The sequence below is a fragment of the Streptomyces sp. SID5469 genome, assembly GCF_009862865.1.
GTDB lineage: Bacteria > Actinomycetota > Actinomycetes > Streptomycetales > Streptomycetaceae > Streptomyces > Streptomyces avermitilis.
Genome location: NZ_WWIN01000001.1, coordinates 995,479 through 1,022,359, shown reverse-complemented (window position 1 = coordinate 1,022,359; position 26,881 = coordinate 995,479). Strand labels below are relative to the sequence as shown.

Annotated in this window: 18 protein-coding genes; 15 read left to right on the top strand and 3 right to left on the bottom strand. The window is 70.6% G+C overall.

Annotation, left to right across the window (positions count from 1 at the left end; all coding sequences use genetic code 11):
- The first annotated feature begins 328 nt into the window (after positions 1 to 328).
- From GTY58_RS04575 to GTY58_RS04550, 6 genes are all read left to right on the top strand, one after another.
- Positions 329 to 1,126, top strand: a complete 798-nt coding sequence (locus tag GTY58_RS04575) for an alpha/beta fold hydrolase (RefSeq protein ID WP_010982294.1) — start codon at positions 329 to 331, stop codon at positions 1,124 to 1,126.
- 31 nt (positions 1,127 to 1,157) lie between these two features.
- Positions 1,158 to 2,813, top strand: coding sequence for a condensation domain-containing protein (locus GTY58_RS04570; RefSeq protein ID WP_010982293.1), 1,656 nt, complete (start codon positions 1,158 to 1,160; stop codon positions 2,811 to 2,813).
- A complete protein-coding gene (locus GTY58_RS04565; protein WP_010982292.1) occupies positions 2,810 to 5,032 on the top strand; it encodes a penicillin acylase family protein in 2,223 nt (740 codons plus the stop codon). Before GTY58_RS04570 ends, GTY58_RS04565 begins: the two co-directional genes overlap by 4 nt.
- Positions 5,029 to 6,621: an amino acid adenylation domain-containing protein gene (locus GTY58_RS04560; RefSeq protein ID WP_010982291.1), complete on the top strand. Its 1,593-nt coding sequence runs from the start codon at positions 5,029 to 5,031 to the stop codon at positions 6,619 to 6,621. The genes GTY58_RS04565 and GTY58_RS04560 overlap by 4 nt, the downstream gene beginning before the upstream one ends.
- 2 nt (positions 6,622 to 6,623) lie before the next feature.
- A complete protein-coding gene (locus tag GTY58_RS04555; protein WP_010982290.1) occupies positions 6,624 to 8,276 on the top strand; it encodes a condensation domain-containing protein in 1,653 nt (550 codons plus the stop codon).
- 115 nt (positions 8,277 to 8,391) lie between these two features.
- Positions 8,392 to 8,610, top strand: coding sequence for an MbtH family protein (locus GTY58_RS04550; protein ID WP_010982289.1), 219 nt, complete (start codon positions 8,392 to 8,394; stop codon positions 8,608 to 8,610).
- Between the two features lie 45 nt (positions 8,611 to 8,655).
- Here GTY58_RS04550 and GTY58_RS04545 read toward each other — a convergent pair whose 3' ends face one another.
- From GTY58_RS04545 to GTY58_RS39465, 3 genes are all read right to left on the bottom strand, one after another.
- The gene (locus GTY58_RS04545) at positions 8,656 to 9,285 is read right to left on the bottom strand and encodes a maleylpyruvate isomerase N-terminal domain-containing protein (protein ID WP_037650673.1); all 630 of its coding nucleotides are present in this window, start codon (positions 9,283 to 9,285) and stop codon (positions 8,656 to 8,658) included.
- Positions 9,286 to 9,335: 50 nt separating this feature from the next.
- Positions 9,336 to 10,166 carry a BTAD domain-containing putative transcriptional regulator gene (locus GTY58_RS04540; protein ID WP_048894533.1) on the bottom strand — a complete coding sequence of 277 codons (831 nt, stop codon included), beginning with the start codon at positions 10,164 to 10,166 and terminating at the stop codon, positions 9,336 to 9,338.
- 146 nt (positions 10,167 to 10,312) lie between these two features.
- A complete protein-coding gene (locus tag GTY58_RS39465; protein ID WP_162604337.1) occupies positions 10,313 to 10,912 on the bottom strand; it encodes a hypothetical protein in 600 nt (199 codons plus the stop codon).
- A gap of 384 nt (positions 10,913 to 11,296) precedes the next feature.
- Here GTY58_RS39465 and GTY58_RS04535 point away from each other — a divergent pair, with 384 nt between their 5' ends.
- From GTY58_RS04535 to GTY58_RS04495, 9 genes are read left to right on the top strand one after another with little or no spacing between them, the layout of a single operon-like run.
- Positions 11,297 to 12,928, top strand: a complete 1,632-nt coding sequence (locus GTY58_RS04535) for a PhpK family radical SAM P-methyltransferase (RefSeq protein WP_010982287.1) — start codon at positions 11,297 to 11,299, stop codon at positions 12,926 to 12,928.
- Positions 12,929 to 12,975: 47 nt separating this feature from the next.
- A complete protein-coding gene (locus GTY58_RS04530) occupies positions 12,976 to 14,901 on the top strand; it encodes a non-ribosomal peptide synthetase (protein WP_010982286.1) in 1,926 nt (641 codons plus the stop codon).
- 11 nt (positions 14,902 to 14,912) lie between these two features.
- Positions 14,913 to 18,344 carry an AMP-binding protein gene (locus GTY58_RS04525; RefSeq protein WP_037650664.1) on the top strand — a complete coding sequence of 1,144 codons (3,432 nt, stop codon included), beginning with the start codon at positions 14,913 to 14,915 and terminating at the stop codon, positions 18,342 to 18,344.
- A 4-nt stretch (positions 18,345 to 18,348) separates the two neighbouring features.
- Positions 18,349 to 20,073, top strand: a complete 1,725-nt coding sequence (locus GTY58_RS04520) for a non-ribosomal peptide synthetase (RefSeq protein ID WP_010982284.1) — start codon at positions 18,349 to 18,351, stop codon at positions 20,071 to 20,073.
- A 10-nt stretch (positions 20,074 to 20,083) separates the two neighbouring features.
- Positions 20,084 to 23,197, top strand: a complete 3,114-nt coding sequence (locus tag GTY58_RS04515; RefSeq protein WP_197586433.1) for a type I polyketide synthase — start codon at positions 20,084 to 20,086, stop codon at positions 23,195 to 23,197.
- Entirely contained in the window at positions 23,194 to 24,483 is a 1,290-nt protein-coding gene (locus GTY58_RS04510) for an LLM class flavin-dependent oxidoreductase (RefSeq protein WP_010982282.1), read from the top strand. The genes GTY58_RS04515 and GTY58_RS04510 overlap by 4 nt, the downstream gene beginning before the upstream one ends.
- Complete coding sequence (locus tag GTY58_RS04505) at positions 24,480 to 25,208, top strand: alpha/beta fold hydrolase (protein WP_048894532.1); 729 nt, start codon at positions 24,480 to 24,482, stop codon at positions 25,206 to 25,208. Before GTY58_RS04510 ends, GTY58_RS04505 begins: the two co-directional genes overlap by 4 nt.
- A complete protein-coding gene (locus GTY58_RS04500; protein ID WP_197586431.1) occupies positions 25,202 to 26,146 on the top strand; it encodes a branched-chain amino acid aminotransferase in 945 nt (314 codons plus the stop codon). Before GTY58_RS04505 ends, GTY58_RS04500 begins: the two co-directional genes overlap by 7 nt.
- On the top strand, positions 26,143 to 26,880 hold the full coding sequence (locus GTY58_RS04495; RefSeq protein WP_010982279.1) for a ThiG-like protein: 738 nt from the start codon (positions 26,143 to 26,145) through the stop codon (positions 26,878 to 26,880). Before GTY58_RS04500 ends, GTY58_RS04495 begins: the two co-directional genes overlap by 4 nt.
- The last annotated feature ends 1 nt before the right edge of the window (position 26,881 follow it).

Genomic DNA, 26,881 nt, shown 5'->3' with positions numbered 1-26,881 from the left:
CCCCACGGCCGCGAGCGTCGCAGCGCGTCGCACCGGCCCGGGCCAGAATGCGTACCGCGCCGTGCCTGCTCGTCCTGGACGAACCCACCGCGGCGATCGCTCCCTTGGCCGAGGACGTGCTGCTGACCGCCTACGTCCGGGCCGCCCGGCAGATTGTCGCGCAGTCCAACGGCATCACACTGTTCTCCTCGCACCGGTTGTCCACCGCACGCCTCGCCGACCTGATCGTCGTCGTCGACCGGAAGGCGCATCGCGCAACTCGGCGTCCAAGACCACCTGATGGCCGAGCACGACGGCATCTACCGAGACCTCTACGAGAGGCAGTCCCGTGCCTACGCGTGACGACACCCACCACGGCTCGGCCACCGCGACGGGCCTGTGGTTCCCCGCCCCTCCCGCCCCCGGCGACTGCGCCGTACGCCTGCTGTGCCTGCCCTACGCGGGGGGCTCACCCGTCATGTACCGCACCTGGGACAAGGCACTCGCGGGCACCGCGGACGTGCTCCCGCTGTGCCTGCCGGGCAGGGCCCATCGGTGGGGCGAGCCGCTCGAGCACGACCTGCACCGGATCGCCGACGACGTGGCCGAGGCCACCGCCCCGCTGCAGAAGGACCTGCCGCTGGCACTGTTCGGGTACAGCCTGGGCGCACTCCTGGCCTTCGAGGTCGCGCGGGGCCTGGCCCGACGAGGCCGCCCTCCGCTCCTCCTCATCGTCGCGGCCTGCGCACCGCCGCGTGAGTGCGGGGCGCTGTCCCCCAAACACACCCTGCCGGACGAGGAGTTCATCGCTCTGCTGCGAGAGATGGGGGCGACTCCCCAGGCCATCCTCGACAACGAGGAGATGCTTTCCCTGCTGCTTCCGATGCTGCGATCCGACTTCGCGCTGGCCGACCGCTATCGCCACACGCCCGGCCCCGTCCTGTCCACGCCCATCGTCGCCTTGGCGGGGCGCGACGACCCCGAGGCCGGACCCGAGGTGATGGCCGGCTGGGCCCGCGAAACGCAGCAGCCCCTGCGCCGACTCGACCTGGACGGCGGTCATCTGTTCATCGAGGAGGACCAGCCGACGGTCATCGCGCTGGTGCGGGCCGCGCTGCGCACCGCACTGGCACACAAAGAGCGCTGAACCCGTGGGAAACGAGGAGGGAGAGACGCTGATGGACACAGGCCCCGTGCCGCACGGGCGACGCGACGCCCGTACGGTGGCCGACTTCGCCCGCCGATTCTGGCAGGACCTCCTGCACGTCCCCGACGTCGACGACGACGCACACTTCTTCGCGCTCGGTGGCCACTCGATGCTCGCCACCCGTCTGATGTCCCGCATGCGCAAGGCACTTGACGCCGATCTGCCCGCCGGACTCATCTTCGATCATCCGGTCTTCGCCGACTTCGTCACTCGAACGATCGCCGCGCTCGGCGAGGACTCGGCCCCCGCCGACGAACGGCCGCGCACCTCGGGCCGCGTCACAGGTCCGGTGTCGCCCCAGCAGGAGCGGCTGCTGCGCATCGAGGATGCCCTCGGGCCCTCACCGGTCCACAGCATCGTCGTGCCCGTCGCCCTGGATTCGCCCGTCGACGGCGCTGCCCTGCGGCTCGCGCTGCACGCGTTGCTCACTCGGCACGGCGCGCTGCGCCTGGCCTTCCCCACGCCCGACGGAGGCGGCGCACACCAGCAGGTGATCGTTCCACCTTGGGCGCCCGCCGACGTCGAACTGGTGGAGCGGGACATGCCCGTGAGCATCGAAGGGCAGGCCGAGGACGCGGCCATCCTCAAGGACGTACGCCTCGCGCACCTCAAGCCGTTCGACCTCATGCGGGGCAACCTGCTGCGCGCCCAGCTGTTCCGCCGCCGTCATGCGGCCGACCTGCTCGTGCTGCATCTCCACCACCTGGCCGTCGACGGCGTGTCACAAACGGTCCTCCTCGACGACCTCGCCGAGGCCTACACGCAGTTGGTCACCGAAGGCCGTGTCCACATGGACAACAGCGACGCCCTCACCCACATCGACTACGCCCTGCACCGCGGAGGCCGACAGGGTGACATGGCGGCCGACTCCCGCCGCCACTGGACGCGCGTGGCTCGTGATCTCGCAGCAGACCTGGCCGCCGCCGCGGAACCCGCTCCGCGCGGCATGCGGTATGTGCGCCGCGGTGCCGAACTGGACACCTCCGTGCTGCACGGGCTGCACGCATGGGCCGGCACCGAGGGCGCCACCGACTTCGTCGTGGCGACCGCCGCCGTCGCCACCGCACTTGCCGCTCTCCTGGGCCGCCGGCACGTCGGCATCGGCACCCTGCTCGACAACCGAGCGCACGCCGCCCACGAGCGCACCGTCGGGCCCTTCGCGAACAGCACACTGCTCGCCGTACCGGTGCCCGATGGCGCGACACCGCGCGACATCGTGCGGGCCACGCAGGCCCAGCTCGCCGAGGCTCGCCGGTGCGCCGACAGCCCACTGGACGACCTGCTCGGGCCACCCTGCGCCGCAGTGGGGCTGTGCCCCGACGACCTGGTGGACGCGGTGGTCGCCTTCGACCGGCCATACCGGGCCCCCGCCGAATCCGCCCTGCGGATGTCGCCGCTGTACGACCACGGAGACCTCCTGGTGCCCTCCGCGCTCGGCCCGCGGCTGAGCGTCACCCTGTTCGCCCACGACACCGGAACACTGAGGATCACCGTCGAACACACGGAAGATCCCGCAGACCCCCAGAGGCCGGACGCGGTCCTGAGCGCCCTCGTGGACACCCTGCGACTGTTCGCCGAAGCGCCTGACGCGACCGTCGCACCGTCCCCTGCGGCGGTGCCGCGATGAATGCCACCGCACCCGCTCGGCTACGCACCCCGGACGGCATCGTCGAAGTCGCCTCCGACGCACTCGACCGGCCGGTCGTGACCGCGCCCAGTTGGACGGCCGCCGCGTTCGGCCTCGGATGGACGGTCGCCCGACACCGCCGCGAACAAATGGACTTCATGCGACGCCGCAGCCACGGACGGCTCGCCGAAGTACTCGGTCCTCAAGCCGTGCAGGCCGACGTGCGGCAGCGCGTCTTGGGGCTCGCGCACGTCGCCCGCGCCTGCTGGGAATTGCTGCCCATGTCGCAGCGGCACACTCTGCGGGCGTACGCGGACGGCGTCAACGCCGCCGCACCGAACGGCCCGGGCGGTGCGTGGACACCGGTGGACTGCATCGCGGTCACACAGGGGGTGTTCCAAGCGCTCTCGTCGGACGGACAGGACGTCCGCATGGTCGAGGTGATGCGACGGACGCTGCCAGCGGCCGTCGTGGACTTCCTGCTCGACCCGCAGGACGAGTTCGCCGTCGGCATCGACGGCACGGTGCCCGATGTGTGCCGATCCGCCCTGCCGGTCGCCGAGTTGAAGGCTCTCATGGCCGAACCGCCCGGCCCTGCCGGACCGTTGGTGGTCTCGGACGGCCGCCCGATCGGCAGCAACGCCTGGGCCGTCACCGACGGAGACACCGCCGTCCTCGCCAACGACATGCACCTGGAGCTGACCAGCCCGTCGCTGATGTACGCCGCCCGGCTCGTCGTCGGGGACACCGGTGTCACCGGCGTGACCGTACCCGGCCTGCCCGCGATCGTCGCCGGTACCAACGGTCGAATCGCCTGGGGATTCACCCGGCTCCCGGCCGACACCTGCGAGTTGCGGGAGCTGACCCCGGGCAGCACCCCCGGCACATATCGGCACGAGGGCCGCGACCGGCCTTTCACCGTCCGGCGGGAACGCGTCAGCGTCATGGGCGGTGACGACGTCGAGGTGGAAGTACGCGAGACCCGGTGGGGCCCGGTCGTCGACCAACTGCGCGGCCGACCGCTGGTGTTGAGCGCGAACCTCACCGACCCCACGGCACTCGACTTCGCCCTCGTCGGACTGTACGAGAGCGCGAACGTCGCCGCGGCGGCCGACCTGCTGAACGACTGCGGCATGCCTCCCCTGAACGCCGTTCTCGCGGACACGGCGGCCGACGTCGCCTGGACCGTGACGGGCCGCCATCCGAGGCGTGCGGGGGGACCACGCGGCTTCTCCGACTCGGAACGGGACCCGTGGCCGACGCCACGCCTCGCCCCCCACGAGCTGCCGCGGCTGGTGACACCACCGAGCGGACACGTGATCAGCTGCAACAACGGGGACGCGGCCGGTCGAACCGCGGGCCTCGGCTGGAACTTCTTCCCCGGCACCCGGTCCCGCCGCGCCGCCGCGGCGCTCGCCGCGGGCGGACCCCACGACGAGGCTCGCTGCGGCGCGCTGCAACTCGATGTGGACGCCGAGCTGTACGCGTACTACCGCGACCTGGCGCTTCGATACACGCCCGAGCGCGCTCCCGTGCCGCTGCGCGCTCTGCGCGACGAGGTCCTGGCCTGGCGCGGCACCTCGCACCACGACGAGTACGGTCTCGCCCTGCTCGTGTTGTTCCGGGAACTGCTGCGCGAGGAGCTGTTCGCCGCCCTGACCCGTCCCTGCCGGCGGTACGACGAGGCCTTCACCTACTGCTACAACGGCCACGAACGGCCTCTGCGTCGACTCCTCGACGCCTTGGCCGCGGACATGGTGCCGAAGCCTTGGCCCGGGCCGGCCGCGTTGGTGGTGGGCATGCTCGGCAGCGCCAAGACACTGCTGACCAAGCGCACCGGCAGCGCCGAGCCCACCCGTTGGGGGAGCGTGAACGCCCTCGCGCCGACACCCCTGGGCGGTGCGCCGGTCCACGGCGGCCCGCCGGGAGGCCACGCGGGTGAACGCGGCGTCGGACTGTCCGGTTGCCCGGAGAGCCTGCGGGTCACACAACCCGACTTCGGCGCGGCCATGCGCCTGGTCGTCGCACCTGCCCGTCCCGAGGACGGTCTGCTGACCATCCCTGGAAGCCCCGCCGGCACCGGCCCCGTAGACCTCGACCACATCGCCCGTTGGACACAGGGCAAGACGCACCCCCTGCCGATGCGCGAGGACACGCCGTACGGCGACGGCGTACGCGGGCCTGGGTCGCTCCGCACCCCGACAGGGAGGACCCTGTGAACACCGCACCGCTCGGATCGTCCCTTCGCACGCTGAGCGATGTCCTGCGCCACTCCGCCCGACAGTTCGTCGAACGCCCGGCGTTGTCCGCGGGCCCTGTGCGCCTGACCTATGCCGAGCTCGACCGATGTGTCGACGCCTTGGCCGCCAGAGTGCGTGCGGTGGGGATCCGGCCCGGTGACCGGGTCGGCCTGAGCGTGGCCCGCGGGCCCTTGGCCCTGGTGGCGTCCGCGGCCCTGATGCGCGCCGGCTGCGCCTACGTCCCCCTCGACGCCGCGCATCCGTCCCGGCGGCTGCGCCACATCGTCGACAACGCCGGGCTGCACGTGGTCGTCTGCGACGAGTCCGGTCGTGCCGCACCCGACATCGCGGCGCTGACCATGCTGCACGTCGACGGCGACGACCTGATCCCCGGGCCTTTCGCCGGTGCCGCCGCCGACGACACCGTGCCCGGATCGGGGTCCGTCGCGTACGTGATGTATACCTCCGGCTCCACCGGCGTGCCCAAGGGCGTGGAGGTGACCCACGCCAACGTCCTCGCGATGCTCGCCGGCGCCCTGCCGCTGTTCGACTTCGCCGACCGCGAGGTGTGGCCCCTGCAACACGCCCACGGATTCGACGTCAGCGTGTGGGAGATGTGGGCGGCGGTGGCCATCGGCGCCACCTTGGTCGCGGTTCCACGCGCCGCCCAACAGGACCCCGAATCCCTGGCCGAGCTGCTGCTGCGCCACCGGGTGACACGACTCCACATCGTGCCCAGCGTCTTCCACCACCTCGCCGAAGTCGTGGAGGAGGAGGCGGTGAACCTGCCGCTGCGCAATGTCACCTTCTGCGGCGAGGCACTCAACTACCGGGCCATCCAGTCCTGGACGCGATCCCAGCCCGGACCGCAGCCCGCATGGTGCAACGTCTACGGCATCACCGAGACCACGGTCTACAACACGTTCAAGCGGTTGACGGCCGAGGAAGTGACCCGGGCCGCATCGGCCACCCCCATCGGCACGGCCTACGACCACAGCCCGGCCGTCGTCCTGGACGAGGAACTGAGGCCGGTCGCGCCTGGCCGCACCGGGGAGATCCTCATCGGCGGCAGCCAGGTGGCACGCGGCTATGTCGACATGCCCGAACTGACCGCCGAGCGCTTCCTCCAGCTGCCCGACAGACCGGGCCGCTGGTATCGCACCGGAGACCTCGCCCACACGGACGAGGCCGGGCAACTGCACTACGTCGGACGCCAAGACGACCAGGTCAAGATCCGAGGCTTCCGGATCGAGTTGGGCGAGATCGACCACGCCCTGCGGGCCGTGCCCTGGATCGGCGACGCGGCCGCGGTCGTCCAGAGCACGGCGCGAGGGGAACCGGCCCTGGCCGCGTGCGTCGTCGTCACCGAGCAGGCCGCCGACCTCCGGGACGCTGCGGACGACAGGCAAAACGAGGCGCTCCTGGACCGGCTGCGCAAGGAGTTGGCCGCCGTACTGCCGGATCACATGCTCCCCGGACGCGTCGTCTGCCTGGACCGGCTGCCGCTGAACACCAACGGCAAGACGGACCGGCGCGCCCTGGCGGAAGACCTTTCGCGAAGGAGCTGACGATGGAAGACAACGCACCGCTGTCGTTCGGTCAGGAAGCGCTCTGGCTCGCCGAGGAACTCGTTCCCGGCCTGTCGGCGTACGTGATGCTCGCCGGCTGGGAGCTGACCGGCCCGCTCGACCCACAAGCCCTGCAGCGGGCGTTGACCGCGCTCGTCGACCGGCACGAGTTGCTGCGATCCGCACTGGTCCCGGTGGACGGACGACCCGAGCAGGTGATCCGTGGCTGCGCGCCCTTCGAGCTGCGGCGCGTCGATCTGCGCGACCGGGACGGACAGGAGCAGGACAACGCCATCGCCGGCGACCTGGCAGGACTGTTGGAGAAGCCGTTCGACCTGTCGTCCCCGCCCTTGCTGCGCGGCGTGCTGTTCCGGCTCGCAGCAAGGCGGCACACCTTGGTGCTGGTGACGCACCACATCGTCTGGGACGGCGACTCGGACGTCCTGCTGCGGCGAGAACTGTCCGAACTGTACGCCGCGGAGGTCCAGGGAAGGCGGCCCCAACTGCCCGAACTCACCGCGCAGTACGCGGACTTCGCCTGGTGGCAGCGCGAGGAGGCGTCCCCCGCCCTGGAGGCCTCCGTCGAGCACTGGGCGCAACGGCTGCGGGATGTGCGCGCGCCGGAACTGCCCACCGACCGGCCAAGGCCCGCTCTGCGCCGCTTCACGGCGGCCTTCTGCCAGATCCCGATCCCCGCTGCCGCGGTCCGTGGTGTGACGAAGTTGGCCCGCACCGCCTCGGTCTCCCCGTTCGTGGTCCACCTGGCCGTCTTCGACGTCCTGTTGGCACGGTGGGCGGACGAGCCTCGGGCTGTGGTCGGCACGCCGCTGGCGGGGCGGGGCGAGCCGGAGCTCGAGAACCTGCTGGGCTACTTCGTCAATTCCGTGGTCCTGGTCGCGGACTGCGACCCGGGGTTGACCCTGTCCGAACTGCTCGTCGCGGTCCGCACGGACCTTTCGAGCGCGTTCGAGCACGGGGACGCTCCCTTCCACCACGTCGTCGACCGGATCAACCCGGCGCGCGACAGCAGTCGCCACCCGCTGTATCAAGTCGCCTTCCAGTACGTGCCCGAAAGCGAGCCTCTGCGTCTGATCGGCGTGGACGTGACGGAGGTGAGCGAGCGGTTGCTGCACCGCAGCGAGGTCACCACCGAGTTCGACCTCCTGGCCGAGGTGCGGGAGGAGGCGGACGGGCAACACATCCTGAACCTGCGCTATGCCACGGACCTGTTCGACGCCACTACCATGGACGGCGTCGCCCGGGCTTATGTCGAGATACTGGACGCCGCCGTCGCGACTCCCGACTCGACTCTCGCCCGGCTCGCCGAGGCGGCGATGTCGCTGCCCGCCGCGGGGACGAAGCCATCGAGGCGCCCGGAGAACGTGCCGCACCGCGTGCCGTCGAGCGATGCCACGCCTTCGGTCGCGCCGCGCACGGAACTGCACGGCCGCATCGCGGCCGTGTGGGCGGAGGTCCTGGGTCTGCCGGAGGTCGACTGCTCGGCCAACTTCTTCGCCATGGGCGGCAGTTCACTCCTGGGTGCGCAGCTCGTACGCCGGCTCAGCGCGGAACTGGGTCTGAACCTCGAGCTGATCGATCTTTTCGACAGCGAGTCGGTGGACGGCCTTGTGGAATTCCTCGGGACGGCGAGATGAGGAACAGCCAGGCGCTCGCCCGCATCGGGCCGGTGTCGGCGGCCCGCCTGGGCGGCGCCACACGACCCGGTTCGCTCGACGCGGCCGGGATGACCACGACACATGGAGGACTGTGATGAGCAACCCGTTCGACGACACCGACGGCACCTACCTCGTCCTGTGCAACGAGGAGGGGCAGCACTCGCTGTGGCCCGCGGACCTCGACGTGCCGAAGGGCTGGAGCACGGTGCACGGGCCGGCGGGGCACGCGTCGTGTGTGGAGTACGTCGAGGAGCAGTGGGTGGACATGCGTCCGCGCAGTCTCGCCGCGGCCATGGACCAACCGGCGCGGTGACTGAGCGGCGTGGGGTGCGGGCCGCCCAGGTGACCACCGCCGCAGTCAGAAGGCGGAGATCGTGCCGGGCGCCCGCTCGCTCCGGCTGAGCGCCCGGACCAGGGCAATCGGCCCGTGCCGGCGCATCGCGAGCCGCGACAGGAGAGCGATCGTCTCCTCGTAGTACGCGGTTGGCAGTTCGGGGGTCGGCACGCCGACGCTCACCGCCACATCGTCGCAGTGGACCACCACCTCGACCAGGCGGGTCAGCAGGAAGTCGTCGAGCGTCAGGCTCCACATACCGGGCAGGTCGACGACCCGATCCGCGGGCTGCGCGGGGATGGCCCGATTCAGCCGGCTCACGGCGCCGGACACGCGCTCTGCCAGACTCTCGGGGCCGTCGGCCGCCGCCTTCTTGCCCCGCTCGCGGATCGCGAGATGCTCCCCACTCTGAGGGTCCGCGTCCAGCCAGTCGTCGCCGGTGTAGTGATCGAGGAGAGGGATGGGGTGCGCGCCGCCGGCAGGGGCGGCGAGCAGCGGCTCGACGAGCACGATGTTGCGCGCGAGATGGCCGCACAGGCCGGCGACGCGGTACCCGGGAAGGACGCTTGGCTCGTTCCATGCGGCGGCCACGGACGGACGGCCCATGAGATCGGCGGCGGCCGCGGCCCCCTGCAGATACGCCTCTCTGATCATGCGGAGAGTGTAAGGCGATTCGGTGGCGGCCAGGCTTTGGTCGGCCGATTTCAGTGGGCTGCCGTGTGGGTGGGGTAGTTGATGGAGTCCCAGCTGTGCGCGTTGAGTTGGCCGTGCATGGCACGGGAATAGGTGAGCCTGGTCGCGGGTTCCGGGGCGGCTTGTAGGTCTTCGCGCAGGCGGGTTGTGCATATGTCGTACCAGCGGCGAACCTGATTGAGCTGCCCGAGCTGAGCATGCGTGTACATCAGCATGCGATAGCTCTCCTCGCGGTATGGCTCGATTTCAAGGATCCGACGGCAATAGCGCATCACCGAGAGTGGATCGTCTTCCACAAGACTGGTTTCGGCCAACCGCTGGAGAACATAGAGGAATCGACTTCGGAGCCATTCCCTGTGGACATTGGCCCATTCCATGGGGGATCCTGCCAGGAAGTCCCCCCCGTACAGTTCGGCGGCCGCCCGGTAGTGTTGGCTCGCCTCGCGATGGGCCCCGGCCGACTCGGCACGGTGTCCTTGGTCGACCAGGTCGTCGAAGACCTCGGAGTCCACCCAGACCCCCCTGGCCTGCAAGGTGTAGCCGGTCTGGCGAGTGACCAGGCGCAGCGACGGCGAGCTCGTCTCCTCGGACGGTGCTTGGCAGTTGGCCAGAACTCTTCGCAGGGTGTGCACCGCCACTTTGAGTGAACTCGAATTCGCCGACCAGTAGGATCCCGGCCACAGCGACTCGTGGAGTGTTTCCCGCGAGACAACTTGCCCTTGGCGCAGTAACAGGAACTGGAAGAGATCGCGGGCCTTGCCCGCCTTCCATCGCTGGATGGGTTTCCCGTGAATGGCCAGTTCGAAACTTCCGAGGGTGTAAACCGAGATCGCGTGATCCATCGAGCGCAAGACTCCTCATGGGGGGACGAGAGTGGGGGGAGCTGATGGTCTCGGATGAAAGCGGACGTGGAAATTCGGCGAGGATGTCCGTGTAGTGACCAGGCGTGGAATTGGGAAGCTCGTACGAGTCGGCGACCGAAGTGAGGTTACGCATGTGTCCATGTCAAATGCAAGGATCTATAACAGGGCAGGGCTTGATCAAGTTCCATGGGTGTCCTGGTTGTAGGTGATGCCCAGGATCCGGAGGGCTCGTTCAGGTTCGTCGCGGATGGTCCGGGTGGTCTTGGCGATGTTGCCGGCTTCGAGGCCTTGAAGGCGTCGATGGCGAGGTTGCGGAAGGCGGCCATGGCGCGGGGTGCGGAAGGCGGCCATGGCGCGGGGTGCGGTGCCGGTGTGGACGGTGGAGGAGTCCTCGGCGAAGGTGACGTTCTGATGTGGTGGCTGGAGTTTTCCACTCCCCAGTGCCCGCGGATGGCTGCGGCGAGGTCGGCTGGGCTGGTCTGGTGGGCATCGAGGCTGGTCACGCTGTAGATGCTCTCGCGGGTCTCGCGTTTGCCGGTGAGCCTTCGGTGGCGGTGGACGCACAGGGCGAGTTTCGCGTGCGCGAAGGCGATGCCGCCGAGGCGGTCCGCGATCGAGCAGGTCTTGATCGCGCGCGATTCCCGCCGGCCGTGCCCGGTGCCGGAGTGGGTGTGCGCCTTGCCGTCCACCGCGATGACCCGCAGGCCCGCCGGGGCGGTGGCCACGCGGTGCCGGTCGGCGAGGTAGGCCCCACCGCTGCGTCCAGGGCGTCGCCGGCAATGGCCCCGAGCACGCGCCCGATCGTCGCCGGTGACGGGGTACGCCGCCAGCGCAGCGGGTGCCGGCGCACCCCGAGGGCCGCCACCGGCGAGTGCGAGGGTTGCGCTCCCCATTCAACGAGGATGCAGCAGCAGGCACGGGACCTTCTAGTGATCATCAAGCGTAGACAGGTGACGCCATCCGGCCCAATGGCGAAATCTCGCGGGGCGCCGGGCGCGTAACTCCCGTACAACCGGCCCCGCGTACGGTCCATCCGTTCCCGGCACCGCGCCCGGGAAGGCGACGGATTCGTCCGTGGGCCCCGACCGAACTGCGGGGGTGTGCATCGCATGGCCGGCCTCGACTGCGTGGTCATCGGCTACAACGAGGGAAACTTCGACGACTATCGGGTCATGAGTGAACGGGCGGGCCCCAGTTCACCGGAGTCCCAGATCTTCCGTAAGGAGCATCTGGTCGTCGACGGGCGACCGATGCCGTGGATGGACGCCTTCAGCACCCTGCGCAATCGCGTCACCGGACGGCACGACCGCTATCACGTCGGAGAGGTCTTCAACCTCGCGGCGCTGTATCTGACCAGCTTTCTTCGCCGGCGCGGCGTGAGCGCCGAACCGGTGTCGCTCTACAGCGGCGAGCGCGATCGACTCGCGGACCTGCTGGCGCAGCGGCCCACGGTGGTGGCGGTCACCACCACGTTCTACGTCAACATCCTTCCGGTCGTGCCCATCGTGGAGTTCATCCGGGAGCACTCGCCCGACAGCCACATCGTGATCGGCGGCCCCCTCGTCGACAACCTGTGCCTGAACGGCATCACCGGCACCGTCCAAGACCTCTTCGACGCGATGGGTGCCGACTCGTACGTGCAGGAATCACAAGGAGAGACCACCCTCGCGAGGCTCGCCCTGGCCCTCAAGGAAGGGCGGGACATCTCCGCCGTCGACAACGTCATCCACTGCACGGACGGCATGTGGCAACTGACCCGGCGCCGTCCGGAGAGCAACGATCTCGACGACAGCTCCATCGACTGGTCGGGCTTCTCCCCGGAACTGATAGGTGTCACCGCCCAGTTGCGCACCGCCCGAAGCTGCGCCTTCAAGTGCAGCTTCTGCGACTACCCCTCAAGGGCCGGTGCGTTGGCGGCGGCGTCCGTGGACACCGTGCGCAAGGAGCTGCGCGCCATGGCGGAACTCGGTGTCAAGAACATCGTGTTCGTCGACGACACCTTCAACGTACCGCCCAAGCGGTTCAAGGAAATCTGCCGCATGATGATCGAGGAGGACCTCGGGCTGCGGTGGTACTCCTACTTCCGATGCTCCAACGCCCGGGACGAGGAAGCGTTCGACCTGGCCGCCGAGAGCGGCTGCTCCGGGGTGTTCCTGGGAATCGAATCCGGCGACACCGAGATTCTCGCCAACATGCACAAGCTCGCTCAGGACAGCCAGTACCGCGTCGGGCTCGAACGGCTCAACGAACGTGACATCACCACCTTCGCCTCCATCATCGTCGGGTTTCCCGGTGAGAACGCCCGCACGGTGAGCAACACCGTCGACTTCCTCAACGAGACGAAGCCGACCTTCTGGAGGGCGCAGGCCTGGTGGGCCAACCCCCGCTCGCCCGTCTACCAGAACAAGGAGGCGCTCGGCATCGAGGGCGAGGGCTACAGCTGGAGCCACGCCACGATGACCTCGAGCGAGGCGGCCGACCTGACCGATTCCATGTTCGACAGGGTCACCGGCTCCACCTGGCTCCCGCTGTACGACTTCGACTTCTGGTCGCTGCCCTACCTCGCGGGCAAAGGCGTCGGCGTCGGCGAGCTGACCCCGATCCTGCAGCTCTCCGAGCAGATCATGCGCGTCCGCGACACCGGCGGATCGGACGGCACCTCCCAACTGCGTTCGCTGGAGCGGCAGTTCGCAGCCGCCGTGGGCGCGCTCGACTCGGCACCGGCTCGCTTTCGCTTCTGAACCATCCACGCCGACCCGGGCCACCTTCGGAAAGGAGTGCGAGCATCATGACTGATTCGGCGTCCGTTGCCGCGACGGTCGACCAGGTCCCCTCCGCGTACTCCCCACCGCCTGGAACGCAGCCCCGGACACAGCCGGACAACCGGGCTTCCTTGCACGAGCGGTTCGAGGCATGCGTGGTCCGCTTCCCGGACCGTACCGCCGTCGTCGCGGAGGACGGACGCCTCTCCTTCGCCGAACTCGACCGCCGATCCGATGCCGTCGCCGCCGCCCTCGCGGCCCGCGGCGCGGGCCCCGAGACCGTGGTCGGACTGTGTCTGGGCCGCGGCACGGGACTCGTCGTCGGGCTGCTCGGCATCCTGAAGTCGGGCGCCGCCTATCTCCCGCTCGACCCCGCCCACCCGAGTGAACGGCTCTCCTACACGCTCAGGGACAGCGGGGCGCTCCTCGTCCTGGTGGACTCCACCACGGTGGGCCGCCTGCCCACGGGGTCGGATGCACGGGCGCTGCGCGTGGAGCGGCTCTCCGTGCCCTCCACGACCTCCGGGGATCTGCGGGCGCTCCCGCAGCACCCCGCCGGCCTCGCGTACACGCTCTACACCTCGGGCTCGACGGGGCGCCCCAAGAGCGTGGCCGTCCAACACGGATCCCTGCCCCGACTGTTGGACGCCCTGGAGCGCGGCATGCTCACGGGAACGCCCCCGGGCCGCGTGGGCTGGAACGCGAGCATCTCCTTCGACGCGTCCGTCCAGCAGTGGCTGCGGCTGTTCCGCGGCGACACCCTCGTCCTGCTGGGCGAGAAGACCCGATCGGACCCGGCGGAACTCGCCGCCGCCATCGACGCCCACTCCCTGACCGACCTGGACATCACTCCCTCCCACCTCGCGCCGCTCCTCGACCACTTCAGCCCCGCCCCAGGCCGCACCCCCCTGCGGTTGCTCATCGGAGGCGAGGCCATCGTCCCCTCCCTGTGGACCAGGCTGCGCGACCTGGCCGCCGCCGGCGGGGTGATCCCCGTGAACCTGTACGGCCCCACGGAGTGCACGGTCGACGCGACTTCCGCGCCCGTGGCCGACGCGCCGCAGCCACACATCGGAGCCCCGCTCCCCGGCGTACGGGTGTACGTCCTCGACGCCCTGCTGCGGCCGGTGCGTCAGGGCGAGACCGGCGAGATATACGTGGCCGGCACGGGAGTTGCCCGCGGCTACCACGCCCGGGCCGGCCTGACCGCCCGGCGTTTCGTCGCCGACCCGTTCGCCGCGGACGGCTCGCGCATGTACCGCACAGGCGATGTGGCCCGGCCGGGACCGGATGGGCTGGAGTACCTCGGGCGCACCGACGGGCAGGTCAAGCTGCGGGGCTACCGCATCGAACTCGGCGAGATCGAGGGCGTGTTGTCCCGGGAGACGGACGCCCACCAGGTGATCGCCTCGGTGCGGGACGACTGTCCGGGCGGGCGCGGTATCGCCGTCCACTACGTCCCCGGTCGCGGGGGGCCCGGCGCGGCCGAACTGCACCGTGTCGCCCGCGCACATCTGCCGCCCTACATGATCCCGTCCGCGATCGTGCCCGTGGATCGCATCCCCACCACCGCCGCGGGCAAGGCCGACCGAGCCGCGCTGCCACCACCCGCGGACCACGGCCTTGACCCCGAACGCGAGCGTCCGGACCATGTCCCGCCGCAGAGCGCCACCGAGATCATGCTCGCCGAAGTGTGGTCGGACGTCCTCGGTGTCCGGCCCGTCGGCGCGACGGACGACTTCTTCCAACTCGGCGGCCAGTCGCTGTTGGCCATCCGCCTGGCCGGACGGCTGCGTCGCGCACGGGGCCGGCGAGTCCCCCTGGTCGCCGTGTTCGAGAACCCACGCCTGCGCGACCTGGCCGCCTACCTGGACCGATCCGGGGCCGGTGGCGAGGGGCCGACGGGGCCCGACGAGCGACCCGACCCCCGTGCCCGAGCAGGTGAACGATGAGGGAGACCCGGTTGACACGCACATCGACCCCGCTCGACCTCGTCGGAGCGATACGGGCGCGCGCCGAGCGAGAGGGCACAGCCGTCGCGCTGTCCTGGCTCACCGACCTCAAGGACCGCACCGACTCACGCACGTGTGCCGAACTCGACGACGCGGCGGCCGCGGTGGCCGCCGCGCTGCTCGCCGAAGCCGCCCCAGGCGACCGCGTCCTGCTGGTCCAGCCGCCCGGACTCGACTTCGTCACCTCATTCGTCGGCTGCCTGTACGCCGGATGCGTCCCGGTCCCCGTGTACCCCCTGCTCGACACCGCGGAGGACCGCGCCAAGGTACGCCGCATCCAGCAGGACAGCGGTTCCCGGGTGACCTGGACCTCCGACGCGGGCATGGCCGAGTACGTGGCGGATGCGCTCGCCACCCCGGCGTTGTGGCGCACCGGCGAGGACCGATATGTCCCGAGCGAGTCCCCGGCCCCCGACACGCTGGCCTTCCTGCAGTACACCTCGGGCTCCACCGCCGAACCGCGCGGCGTCATGGTGACGCACGGCAATCTCACGGCGAACCTGACCGCCATCCGCGACGCGTTCCGGCACACCGCGGACAGCGTCGTGCTGAGCTGGCTGCCCGCGTATCACGACATGGGCCTGATCGGAAACATCCTTCACCCCCTGCACACCGGGTGCCACGCCTACCTGGCCTCGCCGATCGACTTCATCCGCAACCCGACGGCATGGCCCGCCGCCGTGCACACGTACGGGGTGACCACCAGCGGCGCCCCCGACTTCGCGTACGAACTCGTGGCCCGCACCGTCGACCGCGACGGACTGCCCGCCGGCCTCGATCTCAGCGGCTGGCGGACCGCCTACAGCGGTGCCGAACCCGTATCCACCAACACGCTCCGCCGCTTCGCCGAGGCGCTCGCCCCGGCAGGGTTCAGGGACGACGCTTTCGTTCCTTGCTACGGGCTGGCGGAATCCACGTTGTTGGTGACCTCGGTGCCCGTGGGCGCGGGCGCGAGCACCCGCATCTGCCGTGAGGGGGAGGAAGTCGTCACCTGTGGAGTGCCGCGTGACTGCGAGGTCGCCGTCGGCGGGGCGGACGGCACGCCGCTGCCCGCGGGGGAAGTGGGGGAGATCCTGGTGCACGGGCCGGCCGTCGCGGCCGGGTACTGGAATCGGCCCGACCTGACCTCCGAGGTGTTCGCCGCGAACGTCAGCGGCAGCGACAAGAAGTGGCTGCGCACCGGTGACCTCGGCTTTCTCCAGGACGGCGAACTCCACGTCACGGGCCGCATCAAGGACGTCATCATCGTTCGGGGCCGCAATCACCACCCCCAGGACATCGAACGGCTCGTCGTCGACCTCTGCCCCGCGGTGCGCCCCGGTTGCGTTGCCGCGTTCGCCGCACCGGACGACCAGGGCGTGGTGATCGTCGCGGAACTGCGCCCGGGACAAAGCCTGACCGACGACGACCGGGCGCGGATCGCCGGTGCCATCGCCACGTCCTTCGGCCTGGCCCCGCACGAGATCGTCGGGGTGCCCCGAGGCACTGTGCCCAAGACCACCAGCGGCAAGCTGAGACGCGGCGAGTGCCGCACCCGGTACCTGGCGGGTGACTACGCCGACCACCGCTTCGACCACGGCCGGGGCCCCACTCCGGGCGACACGGCCCCCACAGCCGCTGTACGCCGGGCCGTGCGGGAGGTGCTCGGCACGGGTGTCGGCGACGATCGGCCGCTCACCCTGCACGGCCTCGACTCGCTGGGCGCCGTACGGCTGACGGAACTGATCGCGCGCCACGCCGGCGTGGACATCCCCGTCCGCGACCTCTTGGAAGGCGCCACCGTCGCGGGCCTGATGGAGCGGGTCGGCACCGCCGAACCGGCGCCGGTCCGGGCAGGCGACGAGGCCTCCGGCGCGCTGTCCAAGGCTCAGGAATCCCTGCTGTTCCTGCACATGCTCGCCCCCGACAGCGACGCCTACACCATCTCCTTCGCCTGCGAGCCCGGTCCGGGCACCGACCACGATCTGTTCGAACAGGCCCTGCGCACGGCCCTGGAGCACCAACCGGAGCTGCACGTCCGCTTCACGTCGTCCGGGGCCGACGGACGCCGAGAACCCGTGTCCACCCGGCGCATGCGCGATGCCCTCGCCCTGACGCCGGTGCCCGTCGCCGAGGACAGGCTGGCGCAGCAGCTGTCCGAGGCGGCCGCGCTGCCCTTTGACCCCGAGCAAGGACCACTGCTGCGCCTGTATCGGTGGCAGACCCCGACGCGGCGTGTCTACCAGGTCGTGGTGCATCACTTGGTCACCGATCTGTGGTCGCTGTCCTTGGTGCTCCGTGACCTCGGATCCGCCTACTCCGCCCTGATCGCCGGGCGCCCGGTGCGCCTGCCCGAGCCGGGGTCGTACGACGCGTACGTGCGAGAACAACGGGCCTACCTCGACTCCGAGGAAGCCGGCGAGCGCGACGCCTTCCTGCGCGAGGTGCTGCCACGCCGCGCCGCGTCGCTCGGCGTGCGCACCGACTTCCCCCGCACCGCCGTCCGCGGCAGCCGGGGTGCCCGGGTCGAGGCGCGGGTGCCCGCCCCTGCCGTCCCCGGGCCGGCGGGTCAGGACCCGGTCAGCCTCCTGGCCGTGTTGTGGGCCGCCACCTTGCGGCGCTACGGCACGCCGGCGCCCGTTGTGGTGGGTGTGCCGGTGACCGGCCGCACCGGCGGGCGCCACGGGGCCATCGGCGGTTTGTGCACGAACACGGTCCCCCTGGCCCTCGACGTCGAGCCGGACCGGCTCCTGGAACCGTTGGTCGCCGCAGCCCGCGCCCAGCTCACCGCCGGCATGGACGCCGGTCTGTATCCGCTGGCCCGCGCCGTTGAGGCCGTCCGTCCCGACCGCGAACCCGGCCGCACACCGCTGGTCGAGACGCTCATCACCTACCAGGAGAACCCACTGCCGGACGTGAGGGGCCTGCTGGAGGCACTGTCCGGCAGCGAGACCGAACTCGCCCTTGACACACTCGTGTTGAGAACCGTCCCCATCGAGAGGCGTAGCTGCCGCTACGACCTGGACCTGGTGGTCACGCCCGGTCCCGAAGGTCTCCACCTCACGCTGGACTACGCCGCCGACCTGTTCACCGAACGGACCGCCCGTGCGGTGCTCGACACGTTCTGCGCGGCACTCGCCGCGTCGGAGCGGACCTACGGGGCGCGGCTCGCCGACCTCACCGTCCTGTCCGACCACGACGCCGCACTCCTCGAACGCATCGGACGGTGCGCGACCCCGCCCTTGGAGCCTTCGCTGCTTCAGCGGGTCAGGGCGGTGGCCGAGCACACACCCGGTGCGCCCGCGATCCAGGGGCCCCACCAGGTGTGGAGCCACGCCGAGTTCACCCGGCAGGTCGAACGGGTCGCCCACGCGCTGCGCCTCGTCGACGACGGAAGGAGCTGACCGCATGACCGCCTTCGCCGGCACATCCGTCCGCGCCGAGCAGGACTCGACCGCCGCGGCCTTGGCGCGGCAACAGGCCGGTTTGCTGATCACGTCTCCGGCCGACTTCGTCGTCGCCCTGTACGGGGCGTGGGAGGCGGGACTCGGCGTCCTGCCATTGCCTGTCGACTTCCCCGACGAGCGACTGCGGCACATGGTGGAGGACTGTCGACCGGCGGCCCTGATCGCCTCCGCCGATCAGGCCGACCGTGCCGCCCGCCTCGCGGCAGTCGCGCAGCCCGCCATCGAGGTCGTCGTCCTGGACGCCGTAGCGGATGGGGACGAGCACGCCCCAGGGCCTTCGCGCTCGCACGTACCGGAGATCCCCGACGCCGCGGCCTTCACCGTCTACACCAGCGGCTCGACCGGTCGGCCCAAGGGCGTCCTCATCCGACACGAGCAGATCGGCCGGCTCATCGCCTGGTGCGCCGACACCTGGCAACTGGGCCCGTGGGCGCGGGTGGCACAGACACTCTCCCTCGGCTTCGACTTCGGGCTTCAGGAACTCTTCACCTTCCTGCCGTTCGGCGGCTGCGTCGTGGTGCCCGGTCAGGAGGACCGGCTCAGCGCCCGGGCCTATGCCCGCTTCCTGCGCCGCGAACGTGTCTCGGTGTTGTTCACCACCCCGTCGTTCGCCGATGAACTCATTGCCGCGGGCGAGCCGTTGCCCGATCTGCGACTCGTCCTCCTGGGTGGTGAAGTGCTCAAGGGGGTGACCGCGGAAGGCATGCGCGTTCTGGCGGCCCCCGACTGCCGGCTGTTCAACGGGTACGGGCCCACCGAAGCCACGGTGAACTGCCTGATGTACGAAATACCCCGCCCGCCCGAAGGAGCGGAGCCGCCGCGGTTGGTTCCCGTCGGCAGCGCCACCGCGGCCGCCCGGATCGACCTGGTCGATGAACAGGGTCGTCCGGTACCGGTCGGCGCTTTGGGCGAGATCCGCATCGGTGGCCCCGGTGTCGCCGACGGCTACCTGCGGCGACCGGAATTGACCGCGGAACGCTTCGTCAGGTGCCAGGACACGGACGAGGTCCTCTATCGCACCGGGGACCTCGCGTACGCACGACACGACGGTGTCTTCGTGGTCGTCGGACGCGCGGACCGCCAGGTGAAGATCCGCGGGCACCGGGCCGAACTCGGTGAGATAGAGCGAACGCTGCGGAGCGCACCGGGTGTCGTGTCCGCGGAAGTACGCGTCATCGGCACCCCGGCTCGGCTGGTCGCCTACCTGGTCGGCACCGGCATCGACCTCGGGGCCGTCCGGGATCACGTCGCCGCACGGCTGCCCCCCGCCATGCTCCCCGAGCAGGGGGTCCTCCTGGAGCGGCTGCCCACCACCGCCAACGGCAAGCTCGACGAGGCCGCCCTCGAGCGGCTGGCCGAGGAGCGCCATGCGCAACGCCTCCCGGATGCCGCTTCCCCGGCCGAGATCGAGGCCGCCGTGTGTGCCGCCTGGGCGGCCGCCCTGGCCGCCCCCGACGTGGCGCCGGACGTCAACGTCTTCGACCTGGGCGCCCACTCCCTGGTGGTGACCCGGGTGCACGGCCGTATCTCCGCCGCGCTCGGCGTGGACTTCCCCGTCCACGAGGTCTTCGAGTACCCGCGCCCCCGCGACCTGGCCCGGCGGTTGGCCGCCTTGCGGCGCGTCGACCGCGATGGCCCGCCGACACCCTGGCAGCTGCGACAGTGAAGGACGATCAGTGACTCGGATTCCCGCTCACGAGCACCCCGACTCCATCGCGATCACCGGCATGGCGGCTCGGCTGCCCGGTGCCCACAACGTCACCGAGTACTGGCGCAATCTGCGCGAGGGCGTGGAGAGCATCGTGCGGCACAGCCGCGAGGAGATGCTCGCCAACGGAGCCCGCCGAGACCTGGTGGACGACCCCTATTACGTCAACGCCTCCGCACCGCTGGAGGACGCCGACCGCTTCGACGCGGCGTTCTTCGGCTACGCCGCGCGAGAAGCGTCGATCATGGAACCGCAGCACCGGGTGTTCCTCGAATGCGCCTACCACGCGTTGGAGGACGCCGCCTACGACAGCAGGCGCGACGACGCCCTCGTCGGCGTATTCGGCGGCTCCACCATGAACACGTACATCCTGCACAACGTGATGCCGCACGCCGAGGACGTGGTCGGCCTGGTCGGTGACCTGCAGACGATGGTCGGCAACGACAAGGACTACCTGACCACCCGCGTCTCCCACAAACTCGACCTGCGCGGACCCAGTCTCGCCGTGCAGACCGCCTGCTCCACCTCGCTCGTGGCCGTGCACATGGCCTGTCGAGCCCTCGTCGACGATGAGTGTGACATCGCTCTGGCGGGCGGTGCGTCGGTGCGCATGCCGCACGCCGCGGGGTATCTCGCCAACCCCGGCGGCACCTCCTCCCCGGACGGCCACTGTCGTGCCTTCGACGCCGACGCCGGCGGCAGCGTAGTGGGCAGCGGCGTGGGAGTGGTGGTGCTCAAGCGGCTTGCCGACGCCTTGCGGGACGGTGATCAGATCCACGCCGTCATTCGCGGCTCGGCCATCAACAACGACGGTCAGGCGAAGGCGAGTTTCACCGCGCCCAGCGTGGACGGGCAAAGCCGCGCCGTGGCGCGTGCGCTGCGCCGAGCGGGAGTCGACGCGCGGGACATCCAGATGGTTGAGGCACACGGCACCGGCACCCCGCTGGGCGACCCGATCGAAGTGGCGGCGCTCACCCGCGCGTTCCGCGACTGGACCGAGGACACCTCGTACTGCTGGTTGGGATCGGCCAAGCCGAACATCGGCCACCTCGACGCCGCCGCGGGCATCGCCGGTCTCATCAAGACCGTCCTCTCCCTGAAGAACCGCAAGGTTCCTCCCGTGGTCAACTTCCGCCGCCCCAACCCCAAACTGGCCCTGGACTCCTCGCCGTTCCGGGTGGCGACCGAACTGACCCGCCTGGAGGGGGACGAACCGCTGCTGGCATCGGTGAACTCCCTCGCCATGGGCGGCACCAACGCCCACGTCGTATTGGAGGAGGCTCCGCCGGTGCGCTCCGGCGGGGCCTCACGCCGGCGCCGTCACCCCGTCCTGCTGTCCGCGAAGTCCGGCGAGGCGCTGGAGGATCTGAGCCAGTCACTGGGGCAGTGGGCTCGGGAGAACCCGCACGCCGACGTGGCCGACGTGGCCCACACCCTGGCCACCGGCCGGCGTGAACTCCCGCTGCGCCGCGCCCTGACCGCCCACGACCTGGACGACGTGGCCTATGGACTGTCCACACGCGGCAGTCGCAGCCAACGCGAGGCGCAGGCACGCGGATCGGTGCGCACCGCCTTCCTTTTCCCCGGGCAGGGAACCCAGCTTCCGGCCATGGGGGCCCGACTGGCGCAAGGTGACCCGGTGTTCGCCGCCCACCTGGACCGCGTGATCGGTCTGTTCCAGGAGCGCGCCGGGGTCGACCTGCTGCCGGTACTGCGCCCGGACGCGTCCACCCTGGAGGAGGCGCGAACCACCCTCACCGCCACCGAGTACACCCAACCCGCGCTGTTCGCGGTGGAGTGGGCCCTTGGCCGCACCCTCATGGACTACGGCGTCCGGCCCTACGCCATGCTCGGGCACAGCGTCGGCGAACTCGTGGCCGCCACGCTCGGCGGAGTACTGGACCTCGCGCCGGCCGTCGAACTGGTGGCCCGGCGCGGCCGGTTGATGAGCGAGACTCCCGAGGGCGCCATGCTGTACGTGAACCTCGCGGAGGAAGAGGCCGCCAAGCTGCTGGACGACGTGCCCGGCGATCTCACCCTGGCCGCGGTCAACGCCGATCAGCTCGTGGTGGTGTCCGGTGCGCCACAGGAGGTCGAGGAACTGGCCGCCCGCCTGCGCGCCGACGGCGTCTCCTGCGGGCGGCTCGAGGTCACCCGAGCGTTCCACTCGCCCCTGATGGACACGGCCGCGGACACGTTCCGGCAGGCCGCCGACTCCCACGAGCTGCACGCGCCGCAGGGACTCGTCGTCTCCAACGTCACAGGCGGGTACCTCACCGCGCAGGAGGCCACCGACGGCGACTACTGGGGACGACAGCTGCGCCACACCGTACGGTTCAACGACGGCCTGAACACCCTTGTCCGCGATGGGGTCTCCGTGTTCATCGAGCTGGGACCCGGCCACACGCTGACCCGCCTGGCCGCCGGTCTGGGAACGCAGGCGGCCTCCCTGACAACGCTCGCGGGAGAGGGCGGCGAAGAGCCACAGGACCTGCTCGACCTGCTCACCGGGTTCTGGCTGGAGGGCGGGGACGTCGACTGGAGCGAGTTCTACGCCCAAGAGGAACGCCTTCGATTGTCGCTTCCGCTCTATCCGTTCGCCCGGACCCGGCACTGGCTCGACCCGCTGCCCGTGAAGACCGTACGCACCGAGCAGGCCGAGGCCGCCCCCCGGGCGCAGGCCACACCGGAAAAGCCCGCGCCCCGCAAGGAGATCGGCACCACGCCCGCGCAGCGCTACGTCGCCGCGCTGTGGACGGAACTGCTCGGCACGGACGAATTCGGGCTGAACGACAGCTTCTTCGAGATCGGTGGGCACTCCCTCATGGCCATGCAGATGGTCACGCGCATGCGCAAGGAAGGTGCCGAAGGCCTGGAGATGACCACCCTGTTCGAACTGCCCACGGTCGTGGGTCTGGCCGAGCAGTTGGAACGGCTCGGAGTACCCGTGCCGGACAGCGGTGCGGCGCGGACCTCCGAGGACGACGAGGAGACGGCGGCCCTGCTCGCCGAGGTCGCCGCCCTGTCCGACGACGAGGTCCAAGCCCGGCTGGCCGAGCTGGAAGGAGACACCGGCGCATGACGACGGACACCCCACGATCCTCCCTCGACGCACTCGGTCCCGAGCGCCGCCGTCTGGCCGAACGGCTCCTGCGCGAGCGCACCCGCGCCAACGGGACGGCGACACCCGAGACGACCACACCGCACACGGTTGCCACCCCCGACCGCGCGGTGCCGGTCGCCGGCCCGGCGCCCGAGGCCGGCGCCCCCGCGGCGGGCATTCCGTCGAACGGCGCGGAGTCCACGCCCAGGGTCAGCTTGTTCTTCTTCTCCGCCGACACCGACGACCACGCCTGGGACAAACACGCCCTCGTGCTGGAGTGCGCCGAACTCGCCGACTCCCTTGGCCTGGACGCGATCTGGGTGCCCGAGCGGCACTTCGACCCCTTCGGCGCCCCCTACCCCAGCCCCGGCCTCCTGCTGGCCGCCATCGCGGCGCGCACCAGCCGAATCGCCCTGCGTTCCGGCAGCGTCGTGCTGCCCCTGCGCGACCCGCTGCTGGTGGCGGAGGAATGGGGCGTTCTGGACTCGCTCAGCCGGGGGCGGATGGGCATCTCCCTCGCCTCCGGCTGGCACGCGGACGACTTCGTCCTCAACCCCGAGGGCTACGAACGCCGCAAGGACGTACTGGAAGAGAGGCTCGCAGACCTGCACACCTTGTGGAACGGCGCAAGCATCACCCGCAAAGGACCGGGCGGACGTCCTGTCGAGGTACGGACCTACCCGCGCCCGGAACGCACCCCTGAGGTGTGGCTGACCAGTTCCCGCAATCCCGACACCTGGCGCACGGCGGGCCGGCTCAACCTGCATGTCCTGACCGCGCTGCTGGAGCAGACGATCGACGAGATCACCGAGAGGGTCGGTCTCTACCACCAGGCGCTCACCGAGGCAGGGCACCCCACCGACGGCCGCCAGGTCACCTGCATGCTCCACACCCACCTGGCATCCGACCCGGCCAGCGTCGAACAGCGCGTCCGCGGCCCGCTGATCCGGTATCTCTCCGCCCACATGGACCTGTTCAGCAAGTACGCCGCGGGCGGGGGTGCCGGCATCGACCCGGACGAGGTGACCGAAGCGGACCGCCAAGCGCTCCTGGAGCACGGGCTGCGCCGCTACATGGGGACCTCGGGGCTGTTCGGCAGTGCGGAGAGCTGCCTGCCGAAGGTCGAGCGGCTCGGCGCCGCCGGCATCACCGAACTCGGCTGCCTCGTGGACTTCGGGCTGCCGCGCGAACAAGTCCTGGAGAGCGTCGAGGAGCTGGGCCGGCTGCGTGTCGCGCTGCGCGAAACGGCGGGTGCGCCCAAGTGACCGAAAGCTGGTTTGCCCTGTACCCGCCCGTGGGCGGCGGCCGCGGTGCGTACTCCCGGATGGTGGCGGAACTGCGCGAGCACGGGCACTGTCATCTGCCCGCCCTGGCGGGACGCGACAGCCGCTTCGCGGAGACCGCCGCGGCGCGCTTCACGGATCTGGCCGACGACCTGTGGAACCAATTGGAGGCGGAGCTCGGCCTGGGTCGTTCCCCCGACCGACTGGTGCTGTTCGGATTCAGCATGGGCGCCCTGATCGCCACGGAGATGGCGGCGCGGCTGCAGCAACGCGGCACCGGCGCGGGCGGGTTGGTCGTCGCCGGCTGCCCACCGCCTCACCTGCTGGCCGGACGTGCCGTGCACACGCTGCCGGACGAGGAACTGACAGCGGCGCTGGCCGCGCAGGGCACGGTGCCCAGCATGGTCCTGGACGACCCTGAGCTGCTCTCCGTGATGGTGCCGGTGTGGCGGGCGGACTGCGCCGCCGTGGCGAGCCACCCACGTCGTCCGGTGGTCCTGGACTGCCCGGTACACGCCCTGGGGGGTACCGAGGACCCCTTGGCCCGCGAGGCCGATGTGACGGTGTGGCCGCGCCTGGGCGGGGCCGGTTCCTCGGTACGCCTGCTCCCCGGCGACCACGCGGCCGTCCTTGACCGACAGGACCTCATGGCGGCAGCCGTGCTCGCGGCGGCCGACCGGCCCTCGGAGGTGGGGGCCCGATGGTGACCACGCGAGCCTCCCACACCACGGTCATGGACGGACTGTGGCAGGAGCGGGACCTGCCGTTCGGGAGCAACAGTGTCCAACATGGCACGGCCGTCTTCGAAGGCATCCGCATGTACACGACGCCGGCAGGCCCGGTGTTGTTCCGGCTCGACGCGCATCTGGAGCGGCTGCTGGACTCGGCGGCCCTGCTGGGCATCCCGCATGCCTACGACCTGGCCGCCCTGCGCCGGCACGTGCGGGACGCGGCCGCCGGAAGCGGACTGGACAACGCCTACGTGCGGCCCGTGCTTTACACCCGAGAGCCGCGCCTCGGCGTGAATCTCCGGGACTTCCACTTCACTCTCGGCACGGAGATCTGGGCCCTTCCCCCCGACGACACCCCGTCCCGACCCGTACGGGTCACGGTGTCGCCCTGGCGCCGTCCGTCACAGCTCACCTTTCCGGTGCGCGCCAAGGCGACCGGCACGTATGTGGTGTCCGCGCTGGCCCGCACACGCGCCGCCGCGGACGGATTCGACGACGCCATCCAGTTGGACCCGAACTCCGGCAGGGTCGCGGAGTCCACGATCGCCAACGTCTTCCTGGTTCGCGACGGCCGCCTGGTGACGCCCTGGCTCGAGGACAGCGTCCTGGCGGGCATCACCCGCGACACCGTCCTGACCCTCGCCGGAGACCTGGGCATCGAGACCGCCGAGGCACCCGTGCAGCCCGGTGAACTGCTCGCCGCCGACGAGGTGTTCCTGACCGGGACGGCGAGCGGCCTGGTGTCCGTGGCGGGTCTCGACACCCACACGTACGCGGCCGGCCGTCCCGTGACGGACGCGCTGAGCCGCGCCTATCGGGAGGCCGTCCTGGGCGACGGACCGCACCGTCCCTCCTGGCTCACCCCCGTCTCTCGCCCCACCCCATCCACTTCGCGCCTCCGAGGAGTATCGTGATCGACCTTTTCCACTGCTTCGGTGCCAAGCCCGCCCACCGTGTCGACACCTCTTTGGCCGCCGAGATGCTGCGCGCCAGCGGCTGCCGACATCTCGCCGTGAACACCCACACCATCGACCAGGTCACCGCGGGCGACGATCTGCCCGTGGGCTACGACACGGCGACGCTGGGTTCCGTGATGGCGCTCGTCGGTGAGGAACTGGCCTTGAGCCCCGTCCTCAACATCAACCACCCCACCAGCGCGGCGGAGGCGGTCAAGCGGACCCGTCAGGCCGCCCAGTTGACCGGTATCCGGGTCATCAAGCTGGAAGTCCTCGACCCCGGCTTCAAGCTCAGTGTGAACGCCGAAGTGGTGGAAGCGGCCCGGGAACTGACCGCCGACGGGTTCGAGGTGTGGCCGCTGATCACACCCGACGCCCGAACCTTCGCGCAGTGCGTGGAACTGGGGAGCACGATGGTGCGGGTGATGGGATCGCCCATCGGGGCTCGACGGGGCATCGAGCCCCAGCACCTCGAACCGATGGGGGAGATGCTCGTCGACAGTCCGGTCCCGGTCATGCTCGACGGTGGTATCGGCTCCACCGCCGATGTCGAGCAGGCCTTCGCGCTCGGCTTCCAGTCGGTCCTGGTCAACTCGTGCCTCTTCGCCGACGGTACGGACCCGGTCACGGCCTTGGCCGGCTTCCGCGCGACAGTCGACCGGGTCGCGTCCGGCACGCCCGCCGCCCACTGAC